This is a genomic window from Methyloversatilis discipulorum (assembly GCF_000385375.1).
In the GTDB taxonomy this organism is placed as follows: domain Bacteria; phylum Pseudomonadota; class Gammaproteobacteria; order Burkholderiales; family Rhodocyclaceae; genus Methyloversatilis; species Methyloversatilis discipulorum_A.
The window spans coordinates 2379575-2397924 of record NZ_ARVV01000001.1 but is presented as its reverse complement, the minus strand read 5'-3'; the positions used below and the strand labels follow the sequence as shown (position 1 = coordinate 2397924).

Genomic DNA, 18350 nt, shown 5'->3' with positions numbered 1-18350 from the left:
GGTGCGCCCGAGCGGCGACTCCGTCGCGGCCAAGGCCGCTCCGACATGCGGTGCATGAGATTCGCGACCTGAGCCTGGGCCGGGGTTCTGTGGGAGGGGTCTTCTGAGCCCGACTGCAGTCTGAATCGAAGCGGGCAGACCGCGGCGGCCGCGTCGCGGCCGAGGCCACTCCCACAGGAGATGCGCCTGCGCGATTCAGACCGCGACGAAATCCAGTGTTTTCGACAGCATGAACATGACGGTGCAGCCGGTGTTCGTCTCGTGCGGTCCGTGCACGGTGCCGGCCGGCGCGGCGAACACGGCGCCCGGACCGTAGCGGCGGCCGTTCTCGATGAACTCACCGTCGAGCACGTAAGCCACTTCGTCGGCCTCGGTGTGCAGGTGGTTCTGCACCGCCGATCCGGGGTCGAAACGGTAGACGACGACTGAAGCGCCTTCGGCTGGGTTGCCGTCGAGCACCTTGTAATGCACGCCTTCGATGCCGCTGGCCTGCCAGCTCAGATCGTCGGCGTGGAACTGGGTGGTATACATTCGGGGCTCCGGAATGACCGGGTCGACTTGACCCGCACGACGTTGCGCACGGACCATGCCATCCGCCCCGTCTCCTACACCCGTGCGACACGCCCCCGCACGATGGCGTAGACACGCCGTTTGCCGCGTATCGACGCCATCCGGACATACCTCCGAACGCCGCGGTCAGCCGTTCCACAGACTGAAAGTCGAACCGCCCGCCGTCGGGCGGACGAATTCCGGACTGTGGCGATCGCTCGCTGACGATGGCCAGCCGTGTGTTCAGACGCGCCGGCGTGCGATCAGCCCGACCAGACCCAGGCCCGCGGCCAGCATGGCCCAGGTGCCGGGCTCCGGTACCGCCGTCACCTGCAGCAACTGGCCGCGGATCTCGCCGCCGGGAAAGACCGCGTTATGGATGTTCACGTAATAGCCCCCCGCCAGCAGATCGGTCAGATCGAGCGCACCCGGGCCGCTCTGGGTGAATGCGGCGGCTGTCCAGCTGCCGTCGCCCTGCATCGCCTGCAGGATGTCGTCAGCGAAATCGAATACCACCGGTCCGTTGCTGCCGGCCGGACCCTCGTGAATATGGGCGCCGGTCACCGAGGCGGCCAGGCCGCCGGCGCCGAAGATGAGCTGGGTGATGCTGTTCGTGCTGTCGTCGAACGTGAGATAGGCGCTGCCGGACGCCGTGGAGGCACTTGCCGGCACCTGGTTCGCGCCCGACAGGTTGGCGACGAACTGGAAAGTAGCGGCCTGTGCGGACGAGGTGGCCAAGGCGAGGGCGGCAATGACGACTTTGCAGGCTTTCAGACGGGTCATGACGAAATCTCCATAACGGTTGTCGGGAATGTTCCGGCCGGACACGGCAGGCATCCGTGGCGGTACCTCTCGTGCTACACGGCAGGTGCCATTCCGGATGCAGGCATCGCCTGAAAGTCGAACCGCCCGGTCGGCGGGCTGCGGCCGATTTTCGGACTTCCCGTCTGGTGCGCTGCAGCGTTTCCCCTTGAGCAGGCACTTCATCTCCCTCCGGACTGGCGTTCCCGTCCATGTTGCGTTGCACACGATGCGCGCCGGCACAGGCTTTGCTGAATCTTCTCCGGACAACTCGCGGCGACGTCGCGAAACACCGATGCAACAAGGAGGAGGCAGATGAAAAAGCTCTACCCGGACGCGAAGAGCGCGCTCAAGGGTTTGCTCAAGGACGGACAGACGCTGGCAGTCGGCGGCTTCGGGCTGTGCGGCATACCCGAACAGCTGATCGACGCGGTGGCGGACAGCGGCACGCATGACCTCACCGTGATCAGCAACAACGCCGGGGTCGATGGCATCGGCCTCGGCAAGCTGCTGGCCAACCGCCAGGTGCGCCGGATGATCGCGTCCTACGTCGGCGAGAACGAGGAATTCGAGCGCCAGCTGCTGTCGGGCGAACTGGAGGTCGAACTGACGCCGCAGGGCACGCTGGCCGAGAAGCTGCGCGCCGGCGGCGCCGGCATCCCCGCCTTCTACACGCGCACCGGCGTTGGCACGCCGGTGGCCGACGGCAAGGAAACGCGCGACTTCGGCGGCCACCGCTATCTGCTCGAGCACGCACTGCTGGCCGACGTGGCCCTGGTCAAGGCGTGGAAGGCGGACGGCGCGGGCAATCTGGTCTTCCGCAAGACCGCGCGCAACTTCAATCCGATGATCGCCACTGCCGGCCGTACGACGATCGCCGAGGTCGAGGAAATCGTGCCGACCGGCCAGCTCGACCCGGATCAGATCCACACGCCCGGCATTTTCGTGCAGCGCGTGATCGTCAATCGCACCCCTTCGAAGCACATCGAAAAACGTACGACGAGGACTGCCTGATATGGCCTGGACACGAGACGACATGGCGCGCCGCGCGGCGCGCGAACTGCGCGACGGCTACTACGTGAACCTCGGCATCGGCATGCCGACGCTGGTGGCCAACCACATTCCCGAGGGCATGGACGTGTGGCTGCAATCGGAAAACGGCCTGCTCGGCATCGGCCCCTTTCCGACCGAGGACGAGGTCGACGCCGACCTGATCAACGCCGGCAAGCAGACGGTGAGCACGCTGCCCGGCAGCAGCTTCTTCAGCAGCGCCGACTCGTTCGCGATGATCCGCGGTGGTCACATCGACCTCGCCATCCTCGGTGCGATGCAGGTGAGCGAGCGCGGCGACCTGGCGAACTGGATGATCCCCGGCAAGCTGGTCAAGGGCATGGGCGGCGCGATGGACCTGGTGGCCGGTGTGCGCCGCGTCATCGTCATGATGGAACACTGCAGCCGCAGCGGCGAACACAAGATACTGAAGCAGTGCGACCTGCCGCTGACCGGCGTCGGCGTGGTGAGCCTCATCATCACCGACCTGTGCGTGCTGGCGGTGACGGCGGATGGCCTGGAGCTGCGCGAACTGGCGCCCGGCGTGAGCATCGACGAGGTGCTCGAAAAGACCGGTGCGCCGGTACTCACTGCGCCGGTGGTGCTGTGCTGACGCCGGGCGGTGCGGCGCCTGCCGCCGCCGCGCGCCGCAGCGCGCGCGCCAACGTGATCACGCTGCAGCAGCTGGTGCAGGGGTACGGCATTCCGCTGGCGCGGATTTCCGCCTTCGAGGAGCTGGGCATTATCGATGCCGCCGGCGCCGACCGCTACAGCTGCGAGGACGACGACCGGCTCATCATCGCCGCGGCCGCCGTGCAGCTCGGCTTCACGCTGCGTGAACTGCGCGAGCTGATGGATCTGTACGACGAAGCGTCACCGGCCCGCCGTGCGCTGCCCAACTTCATGAAGCTGCTCGCCAGCTACCAGCGCCTGATGGCCTGGCGCCAGCCCGAGGGCTACGACCCGCCGCCGGCCGGACGTCAGCGCAAGCCCTTCCGTGCCCGGCATTTCCGCCCGGAAATCGTCTCTTCAAAGGAATCGACATGAGCATCCTGGTTGGCCAGACGGCGCCGGACTTCACCGAGAACGCGGTATGGGGCGACAACGAGTTCCGCCCCTACACGCTGTCGGACGGTCGCGGGCGCTACACCGTGCTGTTCTTCTATCCGCTGGACTTCACCTTCGTCTGTCCGTCGGAACTGATCGCCTTCGAGCGGCGCATGCCCGAGTTCGCCCGCCGCAACGTCGATGTCGTCGGCTGTTCCATCGACTCGGCCTACACCCACCTGGCATGGAAGAAGACCTCGTATGCCGAGGGGGGCGTCGGTCCGCTCAGCTATCCGCTGATCTCCGACATGACGCATGCAGTGTCGCGTGCCTACGGCGTCGAGGGCCCGATGGGCATATCGCTGCGCGGCACCTTCCTGATCGATCGTTCCGGCGTGGTGCAGCACCAGATCGTGAACAACCTCGCGCTGGGCCGCGATATCGACGAGTTGCTGCGCGTGATCGACGCCCTGCAGCACACGGAGCTGCACGGCGAGGTCTGTCCCGCCGGATGGCAGAAGGGCAAGGCCGGCATGACGCCGACCGACCGTGGCGTTGCGAGCTACCTCGCCGAACATTCGGACATGCTGTGATGGCACCCTGGGAGAGCGGACACATGAAACTGTACGACTGGCACGCAGCCCCGAACCCGAAGCGGGTTCGCATGTTTCTCGTCGAGAAGGACCTGGACCTGAACATCGTCGAAGTGTCGGGCGAGAACCTGCGCCTGCGCGCCGACTACATCGAGAAGTTTCCGCAGGCCATGGTGCCCATGCTGGAGCTGCCGGACGGCCGCCAGATCGGCGAGTCGATGGCGATCTGCCGTTACCTCGAAGAACTGCATCCGGCGCCGCCGCTGCTCGGTCGCAACGCCTACGAGCGCGCCATCGTCGACATGTGGGAACGGCGTGCCTTCGACGAAGGCATGATGGCTGCCGGCGAAGTGTTCCGGAATACCGCCGACGCCTTCCGCGACCGCGGCCTGCCGGGCTTCGCATCGCCGGTGGTGCAGATTCCCGCCCTGGTCGAACGCGGCCGCGAGCGGCTCGGTCATTTCTTCCGCAAGTTCGACCAGCAGCTCGGCAAGCACCGCTACGTTGCCGGCGAGACCTTCTCGGTGGCCGACTGCACCACCTTCTGCAGCATCGAGTTCGCCGGCTGGTCGGATATCGGCATTCCGGCCGACTGCAGCAACCTGCTGCGCTGGCACAAGGACGTGAGCGCGCGCCCGAGCGCGCGCGCCTGAGGACTGCCGACGTGCGATACCGGATGAGTGGCGACACGCAGCAGGGCAGGGCGGCGCGCGCATCCGGATCGCATCGAGGCCACTGAGCACTGCATCGGGGGATGCGCGAATGATCGACCTTTACTCTGCACCGACACCTGATGGCTGGAAGGTTTCGATTGCGCTCGAAGAGCTGCGCATCCCCTATGCCGTGCACCCGATGGAAGCCTGCAGTGGCGAACGCCTGGCGCCGGAGTTCATGCGCGTCAGCGCCTGCGCCTGTTCGCCCACCATCGTCGATCACGACGCAGCGGGTTTTTCGGTCAGCGATGCCGGCCCGGTTCTGGTCTATCTCGCCGAACGCAGCGGTCAACTGATGCCGAGCGACGCCATCGGTCGCTCGCGTGTGATGCAGTGGCTCATGCTGCCGGTCGATGCCGCCGACGCGGCGAAGACGGGCGACGCGAAGGCCGCACGGGCGGAGATGCTTCGTCTGTTCGCGCTGTTCGATCATCACCTGCACGGCGCCGACTACCTTGCCGGCACGTTCAGCATTGCGGACATCGCACACTGGGCCTGGATGCGCATGCACGCCTGGTCCGACGTGGATATGCATCGCTTCAACGCGCTGGCGCGCTGGCTTCAGCGCGTCGCGGCGCGCGACGCCACGTCGCGCGGCCTGCGCGCGCTGCCGTCGCCGTCGCTCGAACGGCCGGCCGAGCATGTGTGGAAAGTGAAATCCATCCTGCTGCGTTGAGCGTGCGAACGACGATTCAACGCGTCCGGCACAAGTCCCGAAGTCGCGGTCTGAAGACCGCTCCCCGCAGAACCGGATCTGGCCAGCCCCCTGTGCGAGCGGCCTTGGCCGCGACACGGCTTTGGCCGGCCGCCGGCTTCGGTCAAGGCCGCAATCGCGAGCAAACCCGCTCCCACAGGCTTCGCTGCAGGAGCCGAGCGCGGGCGCTCTGCGGGAAGCAGTCATGGCTACCGCCCGGGCCCAAACTAGGCGCCTCGCACCGCCCATCGTCGCTGTCGGGGTCAGACGACCCCTCCCACAAGAAAGCCCAGGCTTCGACCGCGGGTCGCGCGCATTCCCTGTGGGAGCGGCCTTGGCCGCGATGCGGCGGCTGAAGGCCATAGCCTTCGATTCAGGCCGCATTCGCGAGCAAGCTCGCTCTCACAGGCGTCGCTCCAGAAGCCAGGTGAGGGGCTCTGCGGGAGTCAGCCGTGGCTACCGCCTGGGCCTGAACCAGGCGCCGCGGACCGCGCACGGTCGCTGTCGGGGTCAGAAGACCCCTCCCACAAAAAGCCCTGGCTTTGGCCGAGTGTCGGGCGCATTTCCTGTGGCAGCGGCCTTGGCCGCGACGCGGCTTTGGCTGGCCGCCCGCCACGATCAAGGCAGCAATCTCGAGAGCAAGCCACCCCCCCATCCTTGCTCAGCCACGCCGCGCGAGCTGCCGTGTTGGCGCCGTCTGCAAGTTGCTGCGACGCAGCATGTCAAAACCGTCCGAAACGACCGTCCGACGCGGGTTTCCGGACTGTCCGATCGCACTACGGTCGCCTCATACGATGCCGTCCGAATTCCATCCGTCCGATGCCCGTCGGCCTGTTGTCCCCCGTTAGACCGGGAAAATTAACCGTCGATAAATCAATTGCTTGCGAGATTGCGGCGTGCCGGAATCCGCACTGGCACCGTCCTTGCACTTTGAGCTTCGTTCGATCGCGGCCAGATCGATCAGGAAACACCGGCCCACGGGGGTCGGAGGCGAAGAGCAGTTGGACTATTCAAATGGAGACGTGGAGATGACGATCGATAACTCGTCGGTTCAGGTGCTGGGGATTGATGCAGGCGGCACCATGACCGACACCTTCTTTGTCCGTGCGGACGGCCGCTTCGTGGTCGGCAAGGCACAGAGCAATCCCGGGGACGAATCCCTGGCGATCTACAACTCGTCGGTCGATGCACTGGCGCACTGGGGCCGCGAGGTCGATGACGTGTACCCGGAGCTGGTGACCTGCGTGTACTCCGGTACCGCGATGCTGAACCGCGTTCTGATGCGCAAGGGCCTGGACGTCGGCCTCATCTGCAACCGCGGTTTCGAGCAGGTGCATTCGATGGGCCGCGCGCTGCAGAGCTACCTGGGTTACGCGCTGGAAGACCGCATCCACCTGAACACGCACCGTTATGACGAGCCGCTGGTTCCGGTGTCGCGTACCCGTGGCGTGACCGAGCGTACCGACGTGCAGGGCAAGGTCGTCATCCCGCTGCGCGAAGCGGAAGTGCGCACCGCGGTGAAGGAACTGGTCGATGCCGGTTCCCAGGCCATCGTCATCTGCTTCCTGCAGTCGCACAAGAACGGCACCAGCGAACAGCGCGCCCGCGACATCGTCAAGGAAGAGCTGAAGAAGCTGAACGTCAATATCCCGGTCTTTGCGTCGGTGGATTACTACCCGCAGCGCAAGGAAAGCCACCGCATGAACACCACCATTCTCGAAGCCTACGGCGCGGAACCGTCGCGCGAGACGCTGAAGAAGGTGAGCGACCGCTTCAAGAAGCACGGTGGCAAGTTCGACCTGCGCGTGATGGCCACGCACGGCGGCACCATCAGCTGGAAGGCCAAGGAACTGGCCCGCACCATCGTGTCCGGCCCGATCGGCGGCGTGATCGGTTCCAAGCTGCTGGGCGAGGCGCTCGGTGACGAGAACATCGCCTGCTCCGACATCGGCGGCACCTCGTTCGACGTGGCGCTGATCACCAAGGGTTCGTTCGCCATCAAGTCCGATCCGGACATGGCTCGTCTGGTGCTGTCGCTGCCGCTGGTGGCGATGGACTCGGTCGGCGCCGGTGCCGGCTCCTTCGTGCGCCTGGATCCGTACTCGAAGTCGCTGAAGCTGGGCCCGGACAGCGCCGGCTACCGTGTCGGCACCTGCTGGCCGGAGTCCGGTCTGGACACCGTGTCGGTGTCGGACTGCCACGTCGTTCTGGGTTACCTGAACCCGAACAACTTCCTCGGCGGCGCGATCAAGCTCGACGTGCAGCGTGCGCGTGACCACATCAAGGCGCAGATCGCCGACCCGCTGGGCCTGTCGGTGGAGGACGCAGCGGCCGGCGTGATCGAGCTGCTCGACCTGACGCTGTCCGAGTACCTGCGCGCCAACATCAGCGCCAAGGGCTACAACCCGGCGGAGTTCACCTGCTTCTCCTACGGCGGTGCCGGCCCGGTGCACACCTACGGCTACACCGAGGGCGTCGGCTTCAAGGACGTCGTCGTACCGGCCTGGGCTGCCGGCTTCTCGGCCTTTGGCTGCGCCTGCGCCGACTTCGAGTATCGCTACGACAAGTCGGTCGACCTCGGTGTCGCCCAGCTGGCCAGCGACGCCGACAAGGCGGCCGCATGCCAGACCCTGCAGGCGGCCTGGACGGAGCTGGCGGGCAAGGTGATCGAGGAGTTCGTGATCAACGGCTTCAAGCCGGAAGACGTGATGCTGATCCCCGGCTACAAGATGCAGTACATGGGTCAGCTGAACGACCTGGAGATCATCTCGCCGGTGTCGACCGCAGCGACCGCGTCCGACTGGGACAAGATCGTCGAAGCGTTCGAGAACACCTACGGCCGCGTCTATGCGAGCTCCGCACGTTCGCCCGAACTGGGCTTCTCGGCCACCGGCGCAATCATGCGCGGCACCGTGGTGACGCAGAAGCCGGTGCTGCCGGAAGACCCGGACTGCGGCCCCACGCCGCCGCCGGAAGCGCGCATCGGTACCCGTCCGTTCTATCGCCACAAGAAGTGGGTCGATGCGGTGATCTGGAAGATGGAAGCGCTGAAGTCGGGCAACCACATCGTCGGCCCGGCCATCATCGAATCCGATGCCACCACCTTCGTCGTGCCGGACGGTTTCGAAACCTTCGTCGACAAGCACCGCCTGTTCCACCTGAAGGAAGTCAAGTAAGCGCCGGTTTCCTGAAGGGCTGTCGGCACCCATCCGGGGCCGGCAGCACAGCGATCCGGAAAAAACTCCAAAGGAGAGACTGAATGAACATGTTGAGCAACAACGAGACCGGCTTTGCCGATCTCCTGAAGAACGGCCAGACGCTGAAGCAGTTCCGCGACGGCATCATCGAACGGACCAAGGCGTCCGGCCACTACAACGGCCTGGAGAAGCTTGAGCTGCGCGACGCCGACCCGATCGGCTACGAAAAGCTGTTCTCCAAGCTGCGCGGCGGCCTGGTGCATGCCCGCGAAACGGCGAAGAAGATTGCCGCCAGCCCGATCGTCGAGCAGGAAGGCGAACTGTGCTTCACGCTGTACAACGCGGTCGGCGACTGCGTGCTCACCTCGACCGGCATCATCATCCACGTCGGCACGATGGGCGCGGCGATCAAGTACATGATCGAGAACAACTGGGAAGCCAACCCCGGCATCAATCCCGGTGACATGTTCACGAACAACGACTGCTCGATCGGCAACGTGCACCCGTGCGACATCGCCACCATCGTCCCGATCTTCTGGGAAGGCCGTCTGATCGGCTGGGTGGGTGGCGTGACGCACGTGATCGACACCGGCGCCGTGACCCCGGGTTCGATGTCGACCGGTCAGGTGCAGCGCTTCGGCGACGGCTACATGATCACCTGCCGCAAGACCGGCGTGAATGACACGCCGCTGCGCGACTGGCTGCACGAGTCGCAGCGCTCGGTGCGTACGCCGAAGTACTGGATTCTCGACGAGAAGACCCGTATCGCCGGCTGCCACATGATCCGCGAACTGGTCGAGGAAGTGATCCGTGCCGACGGCATCGAGGCCTACGAGAAGTTCGCCTACGAGGTCATCGAGGAAGGCCGTCGCGGCCTGATGAGCCGCATCAAGGCGATGACGCTGCCGGGCAAGTACCGCAAGGTGTCCTTCGTCGATGTGCCGTACAAGCACGAGGACGTGCAGGTGTCCTCCGCCTTTGCCAAGCTCGATTCGATCATGCACTCGCCGTGCGAAATGACGATCAAGCCGGACGGCAAGTGGCGCCTCGACTTCGAAGGTGCGAGCCGCTGGGGCTGGCATACCTTCAACGCCCACCAGGTGGCATTCACCTCGGGCATCTGGGTGATGATGTGCCAGACGCTGGTGCCGACGCAGCGCATCAACGACGGCGCCTACTTCGCCACCGAGTTCCACCTGCCCAAGGGCACCTGGTGCAACCCGGACGACCGCCGCACCGGCCACGCCTACGCATGGCACTTCCTGGTGTCCGGCTGGGCGGCGCTGTGGCGCGGCCTGTCGCAGTCCTACTTCAGCCGCGGCTACCTGGAAGAGGTGAACGCCGGTAACGCCAACACCTCGAACTGGCTGCAGGGTGGCGGTATCAACCAGGACGGCGAGATCCACGCGGTCAACAGCTTCGAAGCATCGAGCTGCGGCACCGGTGCATGCGCGGTCAAGGACGGCCTGAACCACGCCGCCGCCATCTGGAATCCGGAAGGCGACATGGGCGACATCGAAATCTGGGAAATGGCCGAACCGCTGCTCTACATGGGCCGCAACGTGAAGGCCAACTCCGGCGGCTACGGCAAGTACCGTGGCGGCTGCGGCTTCGAGACGCTGCGCATGGTGTGGAACGCCCAGGACTGGACGATGTTCTTCATGGGCAACGGCTTCATGAACAGCGACTGGGGCATGATGGGTGGTTACCCGGCTGCCACCGGCTACCGCTTCGAAGCGCACAAGACCGGCCTGGAGCGTCGCATCGCCAACGGCGAAAGCCTGCCGCTGGGTGGTGACATCGATCCGACCTCGCCGACCTACGAGCACAACATCGACGCCACGGCACGGATCAAGCGCGACAAGCAGTGCATGACCACCGAGGACTGCTACGACAACCACGATCTGTACCTGAACTACCTGCGTGGCGGTCCCGGCTTCGGCGACCCGATCGACCGCGAGCCGAAGGCGATCGAGAAGGATCTGAACGAGAAGTTCCTGCTGCCCGAGTACGCCCAGAAGGTGTATGGCGCCGTCTTCACCCAGAACGCCAAGGGTGCGTATGTCATCGACGTGGCAAAGACCCAGGCCCGTCGCGCCGAGATGCGCAAGGAACGTCTGGCCCGTGCGGTGCCGGTGCGCGAATGGATGAAGGAAGAGCGCGAACGCATCATCAACAAGCACGCGTCGCAGGCCGTCCAGCACATGTTCGCCACCAGCTTCGCGCTGTCCGAGAAGTTCACCAAGCACTTCAAGGACTTCTGGAGCCTGCCGGCCGACTGGCAACTGCTGGAGACCGAACTGGGCGTTCCGTCCTACGGTTCCAAGCACCGCATGGACCTGTCGCTGATGCCTGACGTCACCACCGTCGTCCAGGTCGAAGAGTGACCTCCAACAGACCGATCACGCGAATCAAGGAGCAATAAATGTCGACTTACACCAACGAGCAGGTCGCTCACCTGGCCGAGGGCACGCTGGACTGGGAAACCACCTTCCGCATGCTGTCGATGCCGAAGGACAACAGCCGCTTCAAGCAGTACGTCGAGGCGCTGCAGAAGAAGGTGACCTTCAAGGACAAGATCGTGCTGCCGCTGGCTCCGCACATGTACATCGTGCAGACCGCGAAGAAGCAGTGGGTCATCAAGTGCGATTGCGGTCACGAGTTCTGCGACTACACCGACAACTGGAAGATGCACGCGCACATCTACGTGCGTGACACGGAAGAGGCGATGACCGAGGTCTATCCGAAGCTGATGGCGCCGGATACCAACTGGCAGGTGTACCGCGAGTACTACTGCCCGACCTGCGGCACGCTGCACGACGTCGAGGCACCGACCCCGTGGTACCCGGTGATCCACGACTTCGAGCCGGACATCGAAGCCTTCTACAAGGAGTGGGTCGGCCTCCCGGTGCCCGAACGGGCGTCGTGATACAGCACCGGGGCGCCCACAAGGTGCCCCGGTGAAACCGGCCGGGGGAGGCCGGTTGCAGCGAACGCGGCCGGTCACCGCCGGCCGCCAAGCGCCACACACCCTGAACACGGAAACGGCACTGCGTCATGCGGCCTGCGCGGCTGCAGGGGGCAGCTCACGCCCGCGTTCCTTTCAGGTCATGAAAAGCGTCACGCGCGACAAGCACGGAACGGCGCCAGAAGGAGACTGAGATGCTTCATTCGCTCAAGCGGTTTGGCAGCGGCGCACGCGCCGTGGTCAATGTGATTACCTCGACGCTTCCCATCGCCATCATCGGTGGCCTGCTCTATGCGGGCTTCTTCGTGAAGGCGGAAGCCGTCATCAACAAGGTCGAGCCGAAGGCGGTCGAGCGGCGCGACAACTTCTTCAGCGTCGTCGCGCCGAGCGAGCAGGTCGCATGGGCCGCAGGCACCGGCGGCAAGATCGTGCGCACCGATGACGGCGGCCGCACCTGGCACCGCCAGAACACCGCGACCTACGAGAACCTGCAGGGCATCGCCGCCTGGGACGCGCAGCACGCGGTCGCTGCCGGCAATCACGGCGTCATCCTCTTTACCGCCGATGGCGGCAACTCGTGGAAGGCCGCGCAGGTGCCGAAGTCGGACAACCCCAACAAGCTGTTCCGCGTGCACATCTTCGACGGCGTCGCCTGGGCGGTCGGCGAGTTCGGGTCGCTGCTGCGTTCGGACGACAAGGGCGCCACCTGGACGCGGGCGATGGAAGAGAAGGACCGGGCCTGGAACGACATCTGTTTCCGGGGCCAGAACGGCTGGCTGGTCGGCGAATTCGGCACCGTCATGCGTACCACCGACGGCGGCGCGACCTGGACCGAGAACGAACTGGAAAACAAGGTGAGCCTGATGGGCGTCGAGTTCCGCGACGACCAGAACGGTGTTGCCGTGGGACTGACCGGCACGCTGATGGTGACCAGCGACGGCGGCGCCACCTGGCGCGACGTACCGCCGCTGACGCGCGAACACCTGCTCGACATCGCCTGGGACGAGAACCGCTGGGTCGCCGTCGGCGACAAGGGCGTCATGGTCACTTCCGACGCTACTGCCTCCGAATGGAAGCTCGGCCGGATCTCGGAAGGTGACGTGTCCTGGCGCACCCAGATTACGCGCGCGGGCAATCACTACTACGTATCGGGCGCCAATCTGGGCGTGCTCGAGGGCGGCAAGCTGACCATCGTCGGTCGATAAGAAAGGCAGGGGGAGAGAGCCGTGAAGAACGAAACCTTTAGCAAGGTCGAACACGCGTTCGCAGCGCTGATCCGCAATCGCACCTGGGTGGTGCTGGCGGTGGCAGTGCTGACCGCCATCATGGGCTGGCTGGCGAGCCACGTCGAAGTCAAGACGGTGTTCAGCGACCTGCTGCCCAAGAATCACCCGTACGTCGCGGTGAACCAGCAGTTCAAATCCACCTTCGGTGGCTCGAACATGGTCAGCATCATGATCGAGGTGAAGGAGGGCGACATCTTCAAGCCCTCGGTGCTGTCCAAGGTACAGAAGCTCACCGTCGGACTGCAGCAGGTCGACAGCGTCGACACCTACCAGATCATTTCGATCGCATCGAAGAAGATCAAGGAGGTGCGCGCCTCGACCGAGGGCGTCGAGTCGCGGCCCATCATGTGGCCGGAACTGCCGAAGGGCCCGGCCGAAATGGCGGTGCTGAAGGAAGCGGTGCTGAACAACCCGCTGATCTACGGTCCCTACGTTTCGATGGACCTGAAGGCCACGCTGATCACCGCCGACTTCCTCGACGGTGACATCAATTACAGCAAGGCCTTCGAACAGATCATGGCGCTGGTCAAGGAGGCCGACGGTGACGGCGTGATGGTGCGCGTGGTCGGCGAACCGGTGCTGTACGGCTGGGTGAACTTCTATCTCGACGAAACCATCCAGATCTTCTTCAGCGCGATCGCCTCGCTGGTCATCATCCTGCTGCTGATCACCCGTACCTGGCACGGCACGGTGCTGCCGCTGCTGGCCGGCGTGGTGAGCGCGGTCTGGGCGCTGGGTGCGGCCAAGATGATGGGCTTCCACCTCGATCCGCTGGTGATCGTCGTGGCCTTCCTGATCACGGCGCAGGCCATCTCGAACTCGGTGCAGCTGATCTCGCGCTACGACGACGAGATCGCGCAGGGCGCGAGCACCTCCGCGGCGGCGTCGATCGCCAGTGCGAAGAACCTGTTCAAGCCCAGCATGCTGGCCATCGTCTGCGACGCGGGCTGTGTGCTGGTCGTGGCGCTGACGCCGATCCCGATGCTGGAGAAGATTTCCTACATCGGCACCGTGTGGATCATGTCCATCTTCGTCAGCGCACTCATCCTGACGCCGGTCATGCTGTCCTTCTTCAGGCCGGGGCGCGGGCCGGTGCACCCGATCAACATCCGTCCGGTGCTCGACGGCATCCTGCGCACCTGCGCCGGCATCGTCACGACCCGCATGCGCTACGTCGTGCTGGGTCTGGCCACGCTGGTGTTCCTGGGGTCCGGCTGGTACGCCTTCAACCTGAAGGTGGGTGACGCCAACCCGGGTTCGCCCATCCTGTGGCCGGATTCGTCCTACAACCAGGACGCGACCGACATCAACCGTCAGTTCCAGGGTTCCGACCGGATGTTCGTCGTCGTCGCCGGCAAGGAGAAGGGCGCGCTGCGCGAGCCGGAAGTGCTGCAGAGCATGGCCAACTTCCAGCGCTACATGGAGGCGCAGCCGGAGGTCGGCGGCAGCATTTCGCTGGCCGACATCCTGCCGCAGGTGCGCCGCGTGCTGCGCGAAGGCAATCCGATGTACGCCGAACTGGGCAACGACGCCGGCGAGAACTCGGAACTGACCTATATGTTCGTGTCGGGCTCCGACCCGGGCGACATGGACCGCTACGCCGACGCCGACGCGAAGAACGGTGCGGTCACGCTGTTCTTCCGCGACCACCAGGGCGAAACCATCCGCACCGCAGTGGCCCGCGTGCAGGACTACGTTGCGAACAACCCGATCGAGAAGGCCGAGTACCTGCTGGCCGGCGGTCTGGTCGGCGTGCTGGCGGCGGTCAACGAGGTCATCCTGGCCGGGCAGATCGAGGCCATCGCGCTCGCACTGCTGGTGCTGGTTGTCTGCTGCACGGTGACCTACCGCTCAACCGTGGCCGGGGTGTTCTTCATGATCCCGGTGATGCTGTCGAACACCATCACCTTCAGCTACATGGCGTTCAACGACATCGGCATGAACATCAACACGCTGCCGGTGGTCGCCCTGGGCATCGGTCTGGGTGTGGATTACAGCTTCTACATCGTCGATGGCATCCGCGAGGAGCTGCACCACAACCCGAACGTCGAGCGCGCCATCGTCAAGGCACTGTCGAGCGCCGGCCGTGGCGTGCTGGTGACGGCGATGACACTGATCACCAGCGTGGGCCTGTGGAGCTTCTCGTCGCTGCGCCTGCAGGCCGACATGGGGCTGCTGATTGCGCTCTGGCTGTTCATCTCCGCCTTCAGCGCGCTCTTCATCATGCCCGCCATCGTCTATGTATTCCGCCCCGCCTTCGTGGTGGGCAGCAAGCAGCGCCCGATCGAGCGCGCCGAAGAACCTGCAGTCGTTGTGTGAGGGCAGCCCGTCGCGCCCGTCGGTGTCAACCGACGGCGACGGGCGTGTGCAGGCGGCTCATGGGTAGTCCCAAACAGGAGGGAGTGGAGACATGAGAAGAAGCAGAACCTTCAGGCGGACCGGCACCGGTCTGGCGGTGGCGGCGGCACTGGCGATGATGGGCATGCCCGTCGCGCAGGGCGCCGAGGAGGCGGCGAAAGAGGGCGGCAACTGGGCGGGTACGGACGATTTCAGTTTCCAGCTGTCGGGTTATGCGCGCGCCTGGGCCTCGTTCAATCTCGAGGATCAACCTGAACTGAGCGCCGTCGGCAAGGACAGCGCGGGCAAGCTGTCGATGCTGCGCGGCTCCGTGCTGCTCGACGCCGACGCGAAGACCGGCCCGGTCAAGTGGAAGGTGATCGGTCGCCTCGACCGCGAGTACAAGACCAACTACCTCGAAGATCTCGAAGACCTGCGTGCCACCAACGGTACGGCCGGAGGCAAGAGCATTACCGAGAACTACAACAACGGCGACATCCGCGAATTCTGGGCGGAGATACCGATCGGCGACCGCATCACGGTCAAGGCCGGTAAGCAGCAGCTGGTGTGGGGTGAGTCGGACTTCTTCCAGGCGATGGACCTGGTTCACGGGTACGACTACAGCTGGCGTCTGTTCTTCGAGGGCGAGAACGAGGAATGGCGCAAGCCGCTGATCATGGTGTCTACCAAGATCCGCATTCCCGAAGCCAAGGGCATGATCGCCGCCTTCGTACGCCCGGGCTGGGACCGCTGCGAGGATATCGGCAACACCTACGATATCCGCGGCGGCCGCTGGTTCTTCCAGCCCTACCGCGGCTTCGACCTGACGCAGGTGACGGACAAGAACTGCGATCACAAGGACGGCGACATGGACGACGTGACCGGCGGTATCCGCTGGTCCGGCGAAGCCTACGGCCTGAACTACTCGATCGCCTACCTGACGACCTTCGCTGCAGATCCGGTGGCCAGTTCGTCATTCCGTCCGCATCAGGGCGTACCGGTGACCGGCGGCGTTTTCGACCTGATCCATCCGAAGATCGACGTGCTCGGCGCCACGGTCAGCGGCTACAGCGAAACGCTGGACGCCGTGATCAGCGCGGAAGTCGCCTTCACCAAGGACCAGCCGTACAACGTAGGGACCGGCGCCTTCAATCCGGGCAATGCCGCCAACCCCGGCATCGGCCTGAACGGCATCAAGAAGAAGGACACGCTGCGGACCATGATCCGCATCGACAAGGACCTGAATCTCGAAGGCATCTTCGGCACGTCGCGTCCGTCCTTCTCGTCGGTCCAGCTGTTCAACACCCAGGTGCTGGACTACGACGGCCGTGAGGATCTGGTTCGCCTGTTCGCCTACGGTACGCCGCTGAACGAGCACAGCACCATCCTGACCATGTTTACGACGCTCAACTACAAGAACGACACGATCAACCCCGGCCTGGCCGTGGGCTTCGATCTGTCGAACGGTGGTGGCTTCGCGATCCCGAGCGTGGCGATGACCTTCTCCGACAAGTGGCTGGCGAAGGTCGAAGCGGACATTTTCTGGGACGGCGGCAAGAGCAACAGGACCCAGTTCAGCAATGGTGAATCCCAGCTGTTCGGCTACTTCAGTCGCGCAAGCCAGCTGGTGTTTCGCTTGACCCGGCAGTTCTGATCAAAGGAGGAAGACAGATGTACACGCTCAACACACATATCCCGGCCGGTCGCGCGCGACGCACGGGTGTCGCCAGTGCGCTCGCACTGGTGCTCGGTCTGGCCGCCGGTCAGATCAACGCCAAGGAGCTGGAAGCCGGCTTCATCATCGACAAGAGCAACTACGACAGCATCAAGAACGACACCTTCGAGAAGAAGACGATCGCCTCGATGGTGCCGGAGAAGCTGGAGTGGATGATCAAGAACTACAACCTGACCATCAAGCTCGCCAACTCGAAGAAGATCGAGATGGATCCGAAGTACGTCGAGTGGTCGAAGAAGAACGTTGGCACCGTCAAGTTCAATCCGGCGGACCGCACCGTGTCGGGCTGGCAGGCCGGCATGATGTTCCCGCCGGAAACGATCAAGATGGACGATCCGCACGCCGGCGACAAGGTGATCTGGAACCTGCGCGCCGCCACCTACGGCGCGACGATGGACCTGCGCGACATCGCCTGGGCCTTCCTCGACGCGAAGAAGGGCTATGAGCGCGTGCAGGCCTTCCAGTCCCGTCGCTACTACATGGAAGGCAGGCTGGACGGCGGCCCGATCACGGTTGGCGACGGCACCATTGCGCAGAAGACCTACTTCGTCGCCCACTACCCGCAGGACATCCGTGGCCTCGGCACCTTCTCGGTCCGTTACAACCAGGCCGACTCGAAGAAGCCGGACGACTCCTACGCCTACCTGAAGTCGGTGCGCCGCGTACGCCGCCTGTCCGGCGGTGCGTGGATGGATCCGATCGGTGGTACCGACCAGCTGTATGACGACTGGGACATCTGGGACGCCGCGCCCACCAAGTACAAGTCGAACAAGCTGATCGAGAAGCGCTGGGTGCTGGCCATCGCGCACAGCCCGGAAATGAGCGTGGACGTGTCGCAGCCCTACACCGAGCCGCAGAAGCGCTTCCCGCGCATCAACATGAGCGAGGCGCCGTACTTCAACCCGGCCAAGGACATCGGCTGGGAGCCGCGCGAGGTGTACGTGGTCGAGGGCATTCCGCCGGACGAGCATCCGTACAGCAAGAAGGTGGTGTACATGGAAGTGGACTTCCCGCGTCCCTACCTCGGCTATGCGGAAGACCGCAAGGGCGAGTTCTGGAAGATGTTCATCTTCCAGAACCGGCCTGACATCGGCGACGACGGCTACAAGGCGGTCATGCCTGTCATCGGCCACATCATCGACGTCAAGCGCGGCCACGCCACCAACTGGTCGTCGAACATGAAATCCAACCCTAAGGGCGTCAAGGAAACCGACGTATCGCTGAACGTGCTCGAAGAAGTGGCAACGGGCACGGGCAAGTAAGCGCAGTTGAACGCATTGCTGGAACCTCCTCCCGGCATGTTCGCCCGACCCTGTGCAGCGCGGGGTCGGGCTTTTTTCGCCGCGGAAACCGGGTGCGGAGCAGGCCGGCATAAAGAGA

General features: G+C 64.6%; 15 protein-coding genes. 13 read left to right on the top strand and 2 right to left on the bottom strand.

From position 1 onward, the window contains the following. Positions 1 to 195: 195 nt before the first annotated feature. Complete coding sequence (locus METRZ18153_RS0111350; RefSeq protein ID WP_020164852.1) at positions 196 to 531, bottom strand: cupin domain-containing protein; 336 nt, start codon at positions 529 to 531, stop codon at positions 196 to 198. Between the two features lie 261 nt (positions 532 to 792). Next, positions 793 to 1332 carry a CHRD domain-containing protein gene (locus tag METRZ18153_RS21125; protein ID WP_020164851.1) on the bottom strand — a complete coding sequence of 180 codons (540 nt, stop codon included), beginning with the start codon at positions 1330 to 1332 and terminating at the stop codon, positions 793 to 795. 333 nt (positions 1333 to 1665) lie between these two features. On the opposite strand from METRZ18153_RS21125, the gene METRZ18153_RS0111340 reads away from it, so the two are divergent. From METRZ18153_RS0111340 to METRZ18153_RS0111280, 13 genes are all read left to right on the top strand, one after another. Next, positions 1666 to 2364: a CoA transferase subunit A gene (locus METRZ18153_RS0111340; RefSeq protein ID WP_019918094.1), complete on the top strand. Its 699-nt coding sequence runs from the start codon at positions 1666 to 1668 to the stop codon at positions 2362 to 2364. Position 2365: 1 nt separating this feature from the next. Continuing rightward, positions 2366 to 3013: a 3-oxoacid CoA-transferase subunit B gene (locus METRZ18153_RS0111335; RefSeq protein WP_029143705.1), complete on the top strand. Its 648-nt coding sequence runs from the start codon at positions 2366 to 2368 to the stop codon at positions 3011 to 3013. After that, entirely contained in the window at positions 3007 to 3447 is a 441-nt protein-coding gene (locus tag METRZ18153_RS0111330) for a MerR family transcriptional regulator (RefSeq protein WP_020164849.1), read from the top strand. Before METRZ18153_RS0111335 ends, METRZ18153_RS0111330 begins: the two co-directional genes overlap by 7 nt. Further along, positions 3444 to 4040, top strand: a complete 597-nt coding sequence (locus tag METRZ18153_RS0111325) for a peroxiredoxin (RefSeq protein ID WP_019918097.1) — start codon at positions 3444 to 3446, stop codon at positions 4038 to 4040. Before METRZ18153_RS0111330 ends, METRZ18153_RS0111325 begins: the two co-directional genes overlap by 4 nt. Before the next feature lie 23 nt (positions 4041 to 4063). Further along, positions 4064 to 4693, top strand: coding sequence for a glutathione S-transferase family protein (locus tag METRZ18153_RS0111320; protein ID WP_020164848.1), 630 nt, complete (start codon positions 4064 to 4066; stop codon positions 4691 to 4693). A 109-nt stretch (positions 4694 to 4802) separates the two neighbouring features. Next, entirely contained in the window at positions 4803 to 5429 is a 627-nt protein-coding gene (locus METRZ18153_RS0111315; RefSeq protein WP_020164847.1) for a glutathione S-transferase family protein, read from the top strand. A 1046-nt stretch (positions 5430 to 6475) separates the two neighbouring features. After that, entirely contained in the window at positions 6476 to 8623 is a 2148-nt protein-coding gene (locus tag METRZ18153_RS0111310) for a hydantoinase/oxoprolinase family protein (RefSeq protein ID WP_019918100.1), read from the top strand. Between the two features lie 83 nt (positions 8624 to 8706). Beyond that, positions 8707 to 11031 (top strand): hydantoinase B/oxoprolinase family protein, encoded by a 2325-nt coding sequence (locus METRZ18153_RS0111305; RefSeq protein WP_019918103.1) that lies wholly within the window; start codon positions 8707 to 8709, stop codon positions 11029 to 11031. Between the two features lie 38 nt (positions 11032 to 11069). Next, a complete protein-coding gene (locus tag METRZ18153_RS0111300) occupies positions 11070 to 11573 on the top strand; it encodes an acetone carboxylase subunit gamma (protein ID WP_019918104.1) in 504 nt (167 codons plus the stop codon). Between the two features lie 233 nt (positions 11574 to 11806). Beyond that, positions 11807 to 12817 carry a WD40/YVTN/BNR-like repeat-containing protein gene (locus tag METRZ18153_RS0111295; protein WP_020164846.1) on the top strand — a complete coding sequence of 337 codons (1011 nt, stop codon included), beginning with the start codon at positions 11807 to 11809 and terminating at the stop codon, positions 12815 to 12817. Between the two features lie 21 nt (positions 12818 to 12838). Beyond that, the gene (locus METRZ18153_RS0111290) at positions 12839 to 15217 is read left to right on the top strand and encodes an efflux RND transporter permease subunit (RefSeq protein WP_020164845.1); all 2379 of its coding nucleotides are present in this window, start codon (positions 12839 to 12841) and stop codon (positions 15215 to 15217) included. 91 nt (positions 15218 to 15308) lie between these two features. Then, a complete protein-coding gene (locus METRZ18153_RS0111285) occupies positions 15309 to 16889 on the top strand; it encodes a DUF1302 family protein (RefSeq protein WP_232416026.1) in 1581 nt (526 codons plus the stop codon). Positions 16890 to 16906: 17 nt separating this feature from the next. After that, positions 16907 to 18232 (top strand): DUF1329 domain-containing protein, encoded by a 1326-nt coding sequence (locus tag METRZ18153_RS0111280; RefSeq protein WP_020164843.1) that lies wholly within the window; start codon positions 16907 to 16909, stop codon positions 18230 to 18232. Positions 18233 to 18350: the final 118 nt, after the last annotated feature.